Raw genomic sequence first — 13,877 nt, forward strand, 5'->3', positions numbered from 1 at the left:
TCAAAATCAAGAGGTGAATGGGGGGCAGCTAAGTGTTCAAAACAATGGTGATAATCGGTACTCTTCTGGCCATGGGATTCTACCTCGTCAGTGGCACGAAAAAGGGAGTAGATGAGATTATAACGATGGAGTATGACGGCAGAACGAGGCAGAGCATAGTTCATTTACCTCCGACAATCAAAGACGAGAAGTTACCGGTAGTCTTTGTTTTTCATGGTCTCTTTGGCAATAGTAACTACACAAGGAATACATACGGAATAACGGAAGTTGCTGACAAAGAGGGTTTCATTTCAGTCTATCCTGAGGGGACGGGCCCTCTGAACAGCGTTTTCTTGAGCTGGAATTCGGGTTTCTGTTGCGGATACGCTATGGAAAACAATGTTGATGATGTCTCGTATATTTATGAGCTGGTTGGCGAAATAAAAAACATTTATCCCATTGACGAGGCTAGAATCTATCTTGTCGGTCTTTCCAATGGAGGTATGATTGTCTACAGGCTTATGTCACGCTATCCAGAGCTATTTGCAGCATGTGCAATTGTCTCTTCTTCTCCGGCGGGCGGAACTGATGAAAATGCAGTTGTTATGATAAACCCTCCGGATAGGGAAGTTCCGCTGATAGTGTTCCATGGGATGAAAGATCCTATAATACCATTTGAGGGAGGTTTTTCTAGCAGCTCGGAAGCCAACGGAATGTATTTCCCCCCGGTAGAAGAATCTGTGGAATTTTGGGCAACCAAGATGGGAGCAAGTACCGTACAGGAGACACAACAGGAAAATGGACTGGTTATACTGAAAGAGTACACCGGGAAAGACGAGAGGAGTCTTGTCCATTTCTACATGCTAACTGACGGTGATCACACCTGGCCGGGAAGAGAAAAGGGGATCGACTCTCTCAGCAGTTCCTCCAATGCAAGCATAAAAGCTAGTGAAATGATCTGGGAGTTTTTTGAAGCCAAGCACCTAGAATGATTTCTTATGCACTTCTAGGTGATACCATCTTACATAGCCAACTCCTGGTTCCTGAAACTTTCCCCATCTAAATCCTCTTTTTATAAGAAACTGGTGAATCTCATTATCCGAATCACTGTTGCCAGGAAAGAGAACAATATCTCCGCCATTCCTAGTAACTCTGTGCATCTCACAGAATTCATCTTCAATGAAATCTCCAAAAACGTGGCCCGAGATGACAACATCCGCGAAGTCTTTCTCAAAGGGAATCTCCTCTATCAAGCCATCAACAACAAAGAAATTGCTTAATCCTTTTACTTTCGCCCTTTTTTTCAAGTACTCCCTCAAAGTTCTCATCGGCTCAACTGCGTAAACGACTGATGCTTCCTCGTTCACCGCAACGAATGACAGCCTGCCAGTACCCGCCCCCAAATCAACAACTCTCTTGCCACTGAATTCAACCAAGTCTGTCAGTAATTTGTCATCCCACTCCGTGAATTCGAGAGAGTCGTATACAGATGGATCGACAATGTATACAACCCAGTCATTCGAATTCTTCAATACTTCTAGTTCTGCTTTTCTGATCTCTTCTCTAGATAGGTTTTCCGAGGTTTCATTCACCATTCTTTCGAATATCTCCGCGCCGTCAGGTAGAACCGTCTTGAAATACCAGAGGATTTCGGGATTGATCTTTAGAACTATTGCCAGAGATTGTTGGCATGAATGGTTTCTCGCAAAATGGGAGATATTGTGCTTTTCCAGCAGTAGAAGAGTCTTGATGTCAATGTTTGTAACATCGATCCAGTTCAGTGACAAGAAAATCGCTCCAGTGGATGAATTCTATTATGCATTATATCATGATAAAATCTGGATTATCTTTGGTCTTGTTGACGGGAGTCTTTATGAAGCTGAACCACAACAAATTCGAGAGAAGGCTTGGAATTTCCTTCATGGTTTTGTGGATCGTGATTTTCATCTTCTACTTGACCTGGGACGGGTGGCTTTACGAGTGGCGAGAATGCGGTTACAATAGGCCAAACCAGCATTTCGATCTCGATCTTCTTGATATGGAATACGAGCGCACTTCTGACGGCGAGATTACTTGTTTCTCGACGAACAACTTACATAATTTGATCTATCTGTGTTATCTAGTATTCTTGATTGGTTGGTTGGCTCTGTTATTTGGGTGGGAGTGGGCGAAACAGGGGGCAATGGCGACAATGGGAATCTCTCTTGTTGCGGCGCTCTCAACTCTCGATCTTTCTGACCACATTTACATGCTCCAGATAGTGTATGACGTTGTGCATCTTTCGGGAATAGTTATTGGCGCCTATCTTTTTTCAAAATACTATCTGAAGACCTCTAAGAGTTTGCCGGTTGTTCTTGGCACGTGAGCAGTCTATCTTATCAGCCATTTGATGTTCACACCCTGGCCTTTCTGGGAGAAAGTTGGCCAAGCCTATTTCAGCGTTAACCAGATAAACGATTTACCATTCTTTTTGTTTGGAGTCGAGTACGTTCTTGTTGTGGCTATAATACTCTCAGTCAATTTCGTAGTTGAAAAACTGAATTCCAGAGCTTCTAGTAGAGTTCTTCGAGTACTAATTCCTCTTGGGCTGTATTTTGTCTTATGCCTGGTCATGTATTCGATGGGCCTGATAATTGTGCAGGATATGGATATGGGAACCTGCATTATAGGATGATTATGCGATCTTCATCTGACCCAGTTTACTTCTTTTTCTTAAGTAACTGGACCGCGACAAGCTTTCCTTTGGGGTCGTAATATCTTATGGCATTTCTTATGTCCTTCAACTCGCTTGGTTTCAACATTATGTACTCGTAATCTTCCCAGACCTTCCAGCTCTTTATCAAAACCCTCCCGAAAAAGATTTTCGGTTTCTATAGTAGCATGCACGAGATGAGTATGCGTAATTTCCGCAAACATAACAGTGCTGGTAATTAACTGAATTGAAAGCGAATGAAAGCAGAGAATTAAACAAGAATGCATTTGCAGATTGGCTAATCACACCTCAATTAACTACGAAGTGATAATCGACCGTAGTTGCCCTACATTGGAGATCATCTTGACTGATCATAGTTTGTCAGGGATTGAAGAGATGGTAGAATAAATCTGTAAACGATAAGGATTACGTACTTATTTTATAGTTTGTCTCTTTATTCTTCGGCAGCCTTCAAGGAAACGTTTGGACCCAATATTTGCCAGAATGAGTAGTTAGTGAGGAAATTGGACGCGCAAACTGAGTATAGAATGACTATAAGAAAGTTTTACAAGCTAACTTAATGAGTTTTCTGCGTTGAACTAATTATTATTTACTTTGGGGATGGCACTCTTGAAAATTGCTACGGTTATATTCATTCTTTTAGCTTGTTCGATTCTATGCTCTCTGACAGTGGAACCTCTGCCCGTAATTGAAGATCCTCTGTTAATGACAGTTTGGGGTGAGAGCATAGAGCTTCTGAATATAAACTATTTCTGTGACAGTCTTCAGATTGCTCGTGACTATTCGCGGTTTGCGACAGTCGAAGACCTCAGTTCTGGCGCTGGATTCAGGATTGGGAGAGAGCTACCCGACGAATTTTTTCATCCCTTCTTCGTTTCCGGTACTCCATATCGTACTCTTGTTGTCATTGTTGGAGGCGCTGAACGGGGATCAGCAGAAGATGTCAATAGAATTGAGATGCTTGCCTCTTCAGTGAAGGGATCTGGAGGAAAGGTTCTGGCAATAGATATCGATGTTGAAGGAACTGGAGACGATCCCGTAAAGGGAGAATTCGTCCGATCAATCGTTCCCTTTCTAGATGTCCTTATAGTAGCTGAGAGCCCCATTGATCAATACTTGCCATATCTGAAAAGTGATATCCCGATATTGGTGGAGTTGCCGGTTGTTGTAGATCTCGTTTCAATCTTTGAAAGGGATTTCGGCGGCGGCAGGTGCTGTGACTAATGAAGAACAAATCAATTGCACTCCAGTTTCTGTTAGTTGTTTTCTCTGTGGTCTCTTTCGCTAGCGTTCCATCTGTTGTTGCGAGAGCGTTTGGGGGTAATGGAGATGATGCGGGGAAAGATATTATAGCCACGCGCGACGGAGGGATAGTTGTTGTAGGTTACACTTCCTCTTCTGAGGGCGAATTCTTCTCCAGAAACGGTGAGGAAGACTTTCTAATTGCGAAATTTAGCGAAGATCTGAAGCTCCAGTGGTGGAACTCGTTTGGAGGGTCCAGGCGGGATATGGCTGAAGGCGTTGTGCAGACTGCCAATGGCAATTTCGTTTTGGTGGGCCTCACCGAATCATCTGACGGTGATGTTTCTTTTAACAACGGTTTTGGCGATTACTGGGTAATATGTGTTTCTGCTGAAGGAGAGCTTCTCTGGGAAAGATCCTTTGGTGGTAGGGTTCAGGATCACGCATTCGATTTGGTAGATATGGGAAACGGAAGCCTTGTTGTAGGGGGTTACACTAGATCCAACGACGGTGATGTAGAGAACTACATCTGGGGAGAGGATTTCTGGTTAGTTGAAATCGATGAAGACGGTACTCTTCTTAGTCAGTGGTTGTTTGATGTCGCGCAGAGTGAGGACAGCCCGAGACGGCTGTTCCAAGATGGTGAGGGATCCATATATTCGGTAGGTTACTTCTCAAAGAGAGATTGCAATGTGAGCTGTCAGTACGTTGATAACCAGCTTTCGTTATTAAAACTTGATCCTTCCGGCGAAATGATCTGGTTTAAGCAATATGGAGATAGATGGCTTGAGAGCGGCTACGACGGAATTGTATCCAGCGAAGGTCAGATATTTGTTGTAGGAGAGCAAGATGCCGGTCAGTCTCTCTTTTCAAGCGGGTATGGTGGAAGAGACTTCTGGGTACTGGCTTCGGATGAAAATGGTGAGGAGATCTTGAGCAGGAATTTCGGCGGAAGCTATTCCGAGACTGCGCGCGGGATTATTGAACTTGACACTGGAGACTTAATGATCGCCGGGCATACTAACTCCAGCAATTACGATGTCAAGAGTAATCACGGGAAGACTGACGGTTGGGTAATTGTGATCGATGTGTCGGGCAAGCTTCTCGAGTCTACTACCATTGGCGGTGCTAAAGATGACTTAATCCTATCGCTGGCAAAAGCGGACGGTTATGTCTTCTTCACGGGGCACACGAACTCGAGTGAATTTGGTGTTAAACCAGCTCAGGCAGATAGAGATCTCTGGCTGATTTCAATGAAAAGATAAGGTCTTTAGACCTTAAATCTGGGGTATATCCCCAATAAAATCAAGTTGGGAGGGGTTTCAATTGCGTAAGATCCTATCGGTCCTGATTGTGGCCGCGGCAATAGTCAGTATAGGCCTTGCCTGTACCACGATCATCGTTACTAAGGGTGCGTCTGTTGACGGTTCGGTAATGACGAGCCATTCAGCTGACTGCGGCCTCTGTGATTTCAGGTACGTCTATGTTCCACCCGCAGACTATGAAGCGGGAGCAAAGAGAGCTGTTTACCCGTTCATTGAGCCATATCCGCGTTATGTTGGCGCAGATATGGGTCCGACCTACAACGATCCAGACCTTCCGGCAACAGAGCCTCTGGGTTACATCGATCAGGTCGAGCACACATTTGGCTACTTTGATGCAGTTTACGGCGTAATCAATGAACATCAGCTGGCAATCGGTGAATGTACATGTTCTGCAAAGGTCTATGCTCGGCCAAGTGAAGATTGCATTTTCGATGTTGCAGCTCTTTCAAGAGTGGCAATGGAAAGAACTACCACAGCCCGAGAAGCTATCGAACTCATGGGTGCACTTGCCGTTGAGTACGGTTACTACGGTTGGGGAGAAACACTCACAGTAGCAGACCCCAACGAAGCCTGGGTCTTCGAAATCTGTGCATCGCCAGACAAGAAGAGTGCACTTTGGGCGGCAAAGAAGGTTCCCGATGGAGAAGTCTTCGTAGAATCGAACATGTTCAGGATCAGAGAACTCGATCCTGAAAGTCCTGACAATATGTTCTCGCCGAATCTTATCGATGTTGCTACAGAAGCTGGCTGGTACGATCCCAGCACAGGTCCTATAGACTGGATGGGAACTGTTAGTACAGGCGAGTACTCTATGCCTTACTACAGTCTGAGAAGAACATGGAGAGTTCTCGACAGAGTCTCCCCATCTCTTGGACTTTCTCCCTGGGTAGAAGACAGTTTTACAAAAGACTACCCATTCTCTATCGTACCTGACAAGAAACTGTCTGTGGCAGATGTCATTGATCTGTTCAGAGACCACTACGAAGGCACCGAGTTTGATTTGACCCAGGGTCTCGCGGCCGGCCCATTTGGCAATCCTAATCGTTATGCCGGTTCCAGTAAGCTAATAAAGGGAAGCTGGGAAAGAGCCCTTTCCATCTTCAGATGTGAATACGTTTTCGTTACTCAGTCAAGAGATTGGCTTCCTGATCCTGTCGGTGGAGTAGTATGGTGGGGAGCAGCTGCGCCTCACGAAACGATTCTTGTGCCGATGTACTGTGGAATAACGGACGTCCCTTATGCTTATGACAGTGGTAGCCTTCAGGAATTCGACTATAATGTCGCATCTTGGGCATTCAACTTCATGGGCAACTGGGCGGAACTGAAGTGGAGCTACATGTATCCGGAGATTCAGGAACTTCAGAAGAAGATCGAAGGAAAGCTCTTTGCAGTACAGCCAGCAATCGAATCGGCAGCTGCACAGCTTTACGAAACAGATCCAGAACTGTGTAAGGAATTCCTTACTGATTACGTTGCTGACGTCACTGACAGAGTAATGGCGGAAGTATGGGATTTCAACGAATATCTAATAACCAAGTACAGAGACGGATACATAAACATACCGAACGTTGGTTCTTCAGCTGGATACCCCGACTGGTGGCTTGATGCAGTAGGATACGACGAAGGCCACATTTTCGGTGACGACGGCTACAAAGCCAAGTAATCAAGTTGCCCGCCCCCAAAGCGGGGCGGGTTTTGCTCTTTTTTTATTTCAAACCTTGTAGACGATTTTTGATTCATATATAGTGTTGAAGATTTCGAATGAGGAGGTTACTTACATGAGAAGATTTCTGTTAGTTCTGATTGTAGTTTCTCTTGTCAGTGTTTTTGTGTTTGCCGAACCCGAGGTGCAGCTCGGATTGCCTGTCGTAATAACTTCTGCCGGTCAGAGCGCAGAGGTTGAAACAGTCAACTATGTTGCCGATGAAGTTGGCCTGAAGTACGACTACTGTGATGTTCTTTCCAAGTATGAGCTTGCGGCCGGAGTAGGGCTTGGTGGAGCCAAGTCAGCAATAGGAAAGCACGTCACCACGCTTTCTCCTGATCCCGAAGGTACTAAGTTCCAGTCCTTGGTACTCGTTCTTGGTGCCAGCCTGAAAGGCATGGGTGCTTCCGGTCTTTCTGTTGAGACAGAAGTGGACAGACTCAAGGACCTTATAGAATACGCGAAGGCAAACGAAATAAAGATTGTTGCAATTGCTATTGGAGGAGAGGTTCAGAGGGGTCTTCCAGGAAGTCCAGTTGAGACAATGATCGATACAGTTGCGCCTCACGCTGACGTTTTCATAGTTACAAAGGATTCAAACCGCGACGGGAAGTTCACAAAGGCAGCGGAAGAGAGGAACGTTCCAATAGTAGAAATTGATTCTGCTTTTGATCTTCTCGATACTTTTATACAGGTATTCGGTTTGTAGTTTCTTGGTGGCCGGTACGATAGAATGAACTGCCGTTCCGGCCCCAATTAAAGGGGGTAATCACGTTGTCAGCTGATGCAATATATATGCAAACGATCATAGCCGGTCTGGTTATGGTCGGAGCTTATGCCGTCGGGAAGTTCTTGAAATTCTCAACAGAACTCTGTATGTTTGTTGCGGTAATCGGCGGGGCAATTGCCGGGGGAGCAGGATTCGATACTTTCAGGCATATTGCGGAAGGATCCGTTACATACCTCGACATTGGACTTATCTTCGTATTCGCAACAATATTCATGAATATTATTAAAGAGTCGGGCGGAACGAATTATATCGTCAGGAAGATAATTGGAGCTTTCCATAACAAAAGAATCCTGATGCTAATACTTCTTATGCTGGTAATACTGGTTCCAGGAGCACTCACTGGAGCGGGAAGCATCTCTGTTCTGGTTGTCGGAGGGACTGTCGCTGCAGCCCTAAACGCAATGGGACTTTCGAAGGTAAGAATTTCTGCGTTGATTTTCATTGTCGCCGGTTTGAGCGCCGCTGCTCCGCCAGTTAACATCTGGGCGATGATGACCTGTGCCGGGACGGCCATTCCATATGTTGGATTTACAATGCCGCTTCTTGTACCAATATTGATTCTTGGATTGTTTTCTGTCATATACTTTGGGCGTGGTGCAAAGAACATTGACAAGGAGAAGGCTCTCAGTGAGATTCCTGATCCTAAAGGGCTGTCAGGTTGGAGTGTTGCTGTTCCTTTTGTTGTACTCGTATTCTTGCTTGGGGCCCCCAGAATCTGGCCGTTCGGATTTCCGGTTCTTGGATTGCCTCTTGTCTTTGCAATCTGTGCTTTGGTTGCGTGGCTGATGAATTTCAAGAGAGTGAATATTCTGAAGGTCAGCAAGGAGACTGTGGCGCAATTGACACCGCTAATAGCAACTATTGCAGTTGTCGGCATGCTGATACAGGTAATGAGTTTTAACGGCGTCAAGGGCCTCATTTCTATGTGGATTGTAACGGCTCCTCTGGCCATAGTCTGGATGCTCCTTCCCTTCATAATACCGATATCGGAAGGTCTCCTTACATATGGTGGCGCTATGGTAATAGGAATACCGCTTATCTGGATGTTGAATTCAAACGGGATTAACCCTGTAATTGTTTTGGCAGGATTGAGTCTTTTGTGGCCTCTTGGGGACGGCTTGCCTCCAACTGCACTTATCGGACGCTTGACAGTTAGCACTGTCGGGTACAAAGGCTCATATGGCTCGTTCTTAAAAGAGTGCGTGGTACCCTGGGTAGCCATAACTGTCGTTGCAATGATACTTGTTATCTTTGCAAATAAATTCAACTTCCTGATGATGGTAGGTTGAGGAGGGGGTGTCGTCATGACTTTGATAATGTTTCTGTATTATGTGATGACAGCTTATGTCGTAGGCATGCTAATATGGAACTTCATTAAGACTAAAGATATCAAGAGCGAGATACTCTATACTTTGGCTCTTCTGCCTTTCATTCTCAGACTACTGAGAATGAAGTAGGAGTGGTATTATGATGAGAAAACTGATAATAGCTGGCGTACTCACACTTATAGTACTGGCAGGAGGAATACCTCTGTATGTTCAGAGGTACTTCAAGGAGGAAGTTGTTGCCGGACCAAGTGTGACAAATGTCTTCAAACTCAGCAAGTACTTCGATGGAATTGAAGGAACAATAGCTGACACTGACATCTTTGAGCTTAAAGGAGCAGAAGAAGGTGGAAAGACACTCATAATCGCCGGAACCCATGCTAATGAACCATCTGCCGCCTTGCTAGCTTATTTCTTCATTGAGAATCTTGAAGTGGAAAAGGGAACCGTATATATTATTCCGCATTTCAACCTGAGTGGTTCTCTGGGGACACAGCCTGGTGGAGGGTTCCCTCTCTATTACTTCCTTGAGACACCCTGGGGAGAAAAGAAATTCAGAATGGGTGACAGAGGGTTCCAGGCACTTGACCAGTGGCCTGACCCTGATGTATATGTCCACTATCCTGATGGACAGCTTTTGTCGTACATAGATGCAAGGAATACGAATCGATCCTGGCCGGGAAGACCCGATGGCTTTCTTGCCGAAAAGGTCTCCTTTGCTGCAATGGAAATGATCCGTAATGAAGGAATTGATGTGGTTATCGATCTTCATGAGGCAGAGGCAATGTATCCAGTAACAAACTGTATAGTCGCTCCTGAGAAGTCAATGCCTTATGCAGTAGGAGCTGCTTTCTACGTAAAGGGAAGGGAGAAATTCGAAAACCATGTTGAGTCTTCTCCGACAGGCTACAGAGGACTTTCTCACAGGGAGATTGGAGACTGGTCTGATGCCTATCCATTCTTGCTGGAATCTCCTGGAGTCCACCTGGACCAGATTACGGCTGCAAAAACTCCTGAGCTGATTATTGATGGTATAGATCCATTCGTTCTTAAAGCTGGCGAAAAGGGGCTTCTATACGTTCCTTATGATGAGAATGGATTCTCCATTGACAGAAGAGTTGGACAGCACTCTTCGGTCATACAGGAGATAATGGTGCAGTGGACAAAGAAGAATCCAGATCGCGGATTTAAGGTCTCAGCTCCAAAACATGCGGACATTGTCGAAAACGGATTGGGATTCTACTTCAAAGATCCTTCTGAAGCAGATTCGAAAATGGTATATCTCCAGTAGAGTTTCGTTTCGAAATGAAGAAAGTGCATACGCATCTTCCTGAGTATGCACTTTCTTAATGCGCTATGAATTATTTGGAATGACTGTCTTTCAGAATTATTTCCTCAAGCTGGGGGAGATCATCTATTATGAAATCTACATCAATAGATGGTCTAGCTCCGTTTTGCGAGAAGAAACACGTCTTTGTTCCTGCATCCCTTGCAGCTATAACGTCAAGGTCTCTGTCACCGATGGAGAGAGTCGATTTGGGGTTCAGTCTATAATTTCTAATCGCGTAGATGAAAGCATCGGGGTCTGGTTTCCTCTTGAATCCGCTTTCTCTGGTGATTATGTCGCTGAACAGTGAGGTCATTTCAAAGTGGTTCAGCAGCTTGAAAGCAGTCTTTCGCGATCTATGGGTTATGATCAAATTCTTACCCCCATTCCTCACCACTAATGAGCATACCTCGCGAGCACCTTCAAAAGGAGGTTGCTCGGCCGGGGCGAGCTCTTCTTCAGATTTCTTGAAGTCTTTGTAGAATTCATAATCAACTCCTCTATCCAAATAGAAATCAACCGCCTTTCCCAGCGTCTCTTTCATCAGTGAGAGTATCTCATCTTCAGAAGCATCGTATCCGTGAATCGCCAGAGTCTTCCTGAATAGTCTTACCATGGCGGGATAGGTATTGAAAAGCGACCCGTCGAAATCCCATATAAGATTCTCAATCATCAGCTTTCACAACCACTGTATCTGTTGCAGACCTGCAAAACAGAAGGCACCTGTTTCAAGGAAGTAACTACGAAATCAGCCTTTGTACTTGCTGATGCCGAATCTGGGTTGAAGAGGCAGGTAGCTATTCCGGCTCGTTTCCCAGCCTCTATATCGATCTCTCGATCACCGATCGTAATCACTTTTTCTCTTTCGAGTCCATACTTGTCGATAATATACATAATTGCCTGTGGATCGGGCTTTCTGGCGAAACCACTGTCTGCGGATACTATTTCGGAGAAGAGATCCAACATATTGTAGTAGTTAAGCAACTTAGTCATGGAGTAATTACTCCTATGACTAAAGAGGAAATTACTTCCTCCGTTCTTATTAATCTGGATACAGATATCCTTTGCCCCTTCAAAAGGAGGTTGTCTCTCCGGTTCAAGATGATTCTCTATACTGTAGAAATCCTCCAGAAATCCATTGTGTAGTTTGTACTTATCCACGAAATATCTGGCAGCTTTCGATGTTGATTCTTTCAGCTTTTCGAGAATTTCTTTGACTGAAGCTCTTACCTCATACTTCTCAAGAACCCTCAAGAATACCTCCGCTGCTGCGGGGTATGTATCGAAAAGAGTGCCGCCGAAATCCCAGATCACATATTCAAACATAACAAATCCCCTTTCTGATGTCTAGTTCAATGATAAACGTTTTTGGGAATTTCGTCCTGTCAGCTTTCTTAAGAATCTCCACCTTCTTTGAGAAATCGTAGCTTCGACTCAGCAATTATCCTTAAAGTCTCCTCGCTCCCCACCCAGCCTTCTACGCCTGTCTTCTTTTCTTCAAGGTCTTTATAGATGGAGAAGAAATGCTCGATCTCTTTAAGGAGATGAGGAGGGACATCGTCCAGGCTTTCTAAATAATTCCAGACCGGATCATGAATCGGAACACAGAGAACCTTTTCGTCTGAACCTTTCTCGTCCCACATTTTGAATGCGCCGATTGGCTTTGCCTCTATGAGACAGCCCGGAAAAGTTGGCTCCCAGAGCAAAACCATTGCATCAAGCGGATCTTCGTCTTCTGCAAGTGTATTGAGAATGAAGCCGTAATCCATAGGGTAGTGGACCGCAGAAAACAGAGTCCTGTCGAACCTTATTCTCTTTAGTTTTTTATCGTATTCATACTTGTTTCTACTTCCCTTCGGAATCTCTATCATGATGTCCAGTACTATTTCTTCCTGCAAAGCTCTCACCTCCTCATCAATTATGCCAGAAAGACCACAGCCTCATGATTGTCATAAAAGAAGAACCCCTTAAGGGGTTCTTCTTAAGCTATTTCAAAATAATCTTACCTGTTGTTGAATAAGAATACCCAGGCAGCAGCGTCTTCGCCGTTGATCTTCCCGTCCTTGGGAAAAGAAATGTCACATGTTGCGATATCCTCAGCTTCTGTCGAACCTATCTTTTCGACCAAAGCCTCGAAATCCTTCTCGTCGACAATGCCATCACCGTTAACATCAAGACTGTCTTCTTCGTGATGTGCAAGATCATCGAAAATCGGCAGATACATCTCTCGTCCCTCAATTTCCCAGAAACCTATCTGTCCACTCTCATATTGCTCCTCGCTAATAGCTGGAATTACATAATAGCCCCCATCTCCCCAATCATATGCCCACGAGTTCTTAATTATCCAGAAAGTTGTCGTGGTGAAGACAGGAGAACCCGATTGAGTCGGATCTACATATGTATAGCTTTCAATCTCCTCGTCCAGAATAGGAGTAGCATCTGGATTTGTCTTGCCAGCCAGAATAACATCGTCAAGATCTGTGGCACTTGCCCAGCCCACCAGAGTGACAGCATGTCCGCCCGTACTATAGTCTCCCTCTATGGGAGAATAGATTCCCTTGGAATAGAAATTGAAACTGTACGGAACTGAGAAAGAGACAGCTAGAGATCCGTAATCTGCAAGGGCCGTCTTAATCATATTCAGATAATCCTCGTAGCTGTATCCTAAGCGAGCTGCTGCCGTTGCAGGAGGTATCATCACACTTCTCGAGGACTTAAGCAGCGGGGCATTGTAAGCGGATGGTGGTAGTGGGACTTCCTCTCTAGGATCAAGATATACCTCAGAGTAAGGGGCATACTGTTCCTCCATCATTCCATATCTTATGAGATTGTACATTGCAAAGTAGCTGTTTCCGCCCTCAAGGCTGTTCTTATCCTGAACATAACTGTCAGGGGAAAAACTGTAGATGTCCCAGTCTATATTGTGGTAAGTTCCCCATCGTTCCGAATAATCGAAGGTGTTATCAACGTTGCCGTTCATTCCGAAAGACTGCACCGCCAAAGCGCTCTCAAAAGAGCCCACAGTGGCAAAAGACCAGCAGCTTCCATGAATGAACTGATCTCTTATGGGTTCAAGCCTTACAAAACTGCTCTCGGCTACTACGCGAGGTTCCAGAAGCACGAAAGTCGACATCATAAGATCGTCTGTTGTGGTCATCCCCTGAATGGAAAAGTCCTCTACTTCTTCTATATATGCCATTCTAAGGTATTCAACTAACCGATCGGAAACATCCTTTGGAAGGTCAATGTAACCATTAAGCCGCTCAAATATCGCACCGACATCTGAGATATTTGCGGTTTCAAGCTTTGCTACAAAGCTGTCTTCCAGACCTGCATTCCAGCTGAGATTCATTCTTGATATCGCCGAGTTGATTTCCGTCTCTATGGATGCTACCTGAGTTGCAACGTTAGCAGTTGCAAACGAGTATAAGAACAAAACCGAAAGTAATACTACCAATATTTTCTTCATGG

General features: G+C 44.9%; 16 protein-coding genes. 10 read left to right on the forward strand and 6 right to left on the reverse strand.

What is annotated here, in order from left to right; genetic code table 11:
* The first annotated feature begins 32 nt into the window (after positions 1 to 32).
* Complete coding sequence (locus B3K42_RS06310; RefSeq protein ID WP_110990756.1) at positions 33 to 971, forward strand: alpha/beta hydrolase family esterase; 939 nt, start codon at positions 33 to 35, stop codon at positions 969 to 971.
* On the opposite strand, the gene B3K42_RS06315 is transcribed toward B3K42_RS06310, so the two are convergent.
* Entirely contained in the window at positions 963 to 1,766 is an 804-nt protein-coding gene (locus B3K42_RS06315) for a methyltransferase domain-containing protein (protein ID WP_110990757.1), read from the reverse strand. The two genes, B3K42_RS06310 and B3K42_RS06315, sit on opposite strands and share 9 nt — an antisense overlap.
* A gap of 29 nt (positions 1,767 to 1,795) precedes the next feature.
* Between B3K42_RS06315 and B3K42_RS06320 the strand changes: the two genes are divergently transcribed.
* Both B3K42_RS06320 and B3K42_RS06325 read left to right on the forward strand, forming a co-directional pair.
* Complete coding sequence (locus B3K42_RS06320; RefSeq protein WP_258367342.1) at positions 1,796 to 2,344, forward strand: hypothetical protein; 549 nt, start codon at positions 1,796 to 1,798, stop codon at positions 2,342 to 2,344.
* A 24-nt stretch (positions 2,345 to 2,368) separates the two neighbouring features.
* Positions 2,369 to 2,653 (forward strand): hypothetical protein, encoded by a 285-nt coding sequence (locus B3K42_RS06325; RefSeq protein WP_258367343.1) that lies wholly within the window; start codon positions 2,369 to 2,371, stop codon positions 2,651 to 2,653.
* Between the two features lie 25 nt (positions 2,654 to 2,678).
* On the opposite strand, the gene B3K42_RS06330 is transcribed toward B3K42_RS06325, so the two are convergent.
* Positions 2,679 to 2,822 (reverse strand): hypothetical protein, encoded by a 144-nt coding sequence (locus B3K42_RS06330; protein WP_181419092.1) that lies wholly within the window; start codon positions 2,820 to 2,822, stop codon positions 2,679 to 2,681.
* Between the two features lie 470 nt (positions 2,823 to 3,292).
* On the opposite strand from B3K42_RS06330, the gene B3K42_RS06335 reads away from it, so the two are divergent.
* From B3K42_RS06335 to B3K42_RS06365, 7 genes are all read left to right on the forward strand, one after another.
* Positions 3,293 to 3,916, forward strand: coding sequence for a DUF6305 family protein (locus B3K42_RS06335; RefSeq protein WP_258367344.1), 624 nt, complete (start codon positions 3,293 to 3,295; stop codon positions 3,914 to 3,916).
* Entirely contained in the window at positions 3,916 to 5,199 is a 1,284-nt protein-coding gene (locus tag B3K42_RS06340) for a hypothetical protein (protein ID WP_110990759.1), read from the forward strand. The genes B3K42_RS06335 and B3K42_RS06340 overlap by 1 nt, the downstream gene beginning before the upstream one ends.
* 61 nt (positions 5,200 to 5,260) lie before the next feature.
* Complete coding sequence (locus tag B3K42_RS06345) at positions 5,261 to 6,922, forward strand: dipeptidase (RefSeq protein WP_110990760.1); 1,662 nt, start codon at positions 5,261 to 5,263, stop codon at positions 6,920 to 6,922.
* A 115-nt stretch (positions 6,923 to 7,037) separates the two neighbouring features.
* Positions 7,038 to 7,673 (forward strand): DUF6305 family protein, encoded by a 636-nt coding sequence (locus tag B3K42_RS06350; RefSeq protein WP_110990761.1) that lies wholly within the window; start codon positions 7,038 to 7,040, stop codon positions 7,671 to 7,673.
* A 65-nt stretch (positions 7,674 to 7,738) separates the two neighbouring features.
* Positions 7,739 to 9,043 carry a C4-dicarboxylate ABC transporter gene (locus B3K42_RS06355; protein ID WP_110990762.1) on the forward strand — a complete coding sequence of 435 codons (1,305 nt, stop codon included), beginning with the start codon at positions 7,739 to 7,741 and terminating at the stop codon, positions 9,041 to 9,043.
* Between the two features lie 15 nt (positions 9,044 to 9,058).
* A complete protein-coding gene (locus B3K42_RS06360; RefSeq protein WP_181419093.1) occupies positions 9,059 to 9,211 on the forward strand; it encodes a hypothetical protein in 153 nt (50 codons plus the stop codon).
* A gap of 13 nt (positions 9,212 to 9,224) precedes the next feature.
* Entirely contained in the window at positions 9,225 to 10,370 is a 1,146-nt protein-coding gene (locus tag B3K42_RS06365; RefSeq protein ID WP_292597621.1) for a succinylglutamate desuccinylase, read from the forward strand.
* 70 nt (positions 10,371 to 10,440) lie between these two features.
* On the opposite strand, the gene B3K42_RS06370 is transcribed toward B3K42_RS06365, so the two are convergent.
* From B3K42_RS06370 to B3K42_RS06385, 4 genes are all read right to left on the reverse strand, one after another.
* Entirely contained in the window at positions 10,441 to 11,079 is a 639-nt protein-coding gene (locus B3K42_RS06370; RefSeq protein ID WP_110990764.1) for an HAD-IA family hydrolase, read from the reverse strand.
* Positions 11,079 to 11,732 carry an HAD-IA family hydrolase gene (locus B3K42_RS06375; protein WP_110990765.1) on the reverse strand — a complete coding sequence of 218 codons (654 nt, stop codon included), beginning with the start codon at positions 11,730 to 11,732 and terminating at the stop codon, positions 11,079 to 11,081. Before B3K42_RS06375 ends, B3K42_RS06370 begins: the two co-directional genes overlap by 1 nt.
* 68 nt (positions 11,733 to 11,800) lie before the next feature.
* Positions 11,801 to 12,304 carry an inorganic diphosphatase gene (locus B3K42_RS06380; RefSeq protein WP_220026615.1) on the reverse strand — a complete coding sequence of 168 codons (504 nt, stop codon included), beginning with the start codon at positions 12,302 to 12,304 and terminating at the stop codon, positions 11,801 to 11,803.
* Positions 12,305 to 12,408: 104 nt separating this feature from the next.
* Positions 12,409 to 13,875: a C1 family peptidase gene (locus B3K42_RS06385; protein WP_110990766.1), complete on the reverse strand. Its 1,467-nt coding sequence runs from the start codon at positions 13,873 to 13,875 to the stop codon at positions 12,409 to 12,411.
* Between the last annotated feature and the right edge of the window lie 2 nt (positions 13,876 to 13,877).

The organism is Mesotoga sp. UBA6090 (assembly GCF_002435945.1).
Classification (GTDB): domain Bacteria; phylum Thermotogota; class Thermotogae; order Petrotogales; family Kosmotogaceae; genus Mesotoga.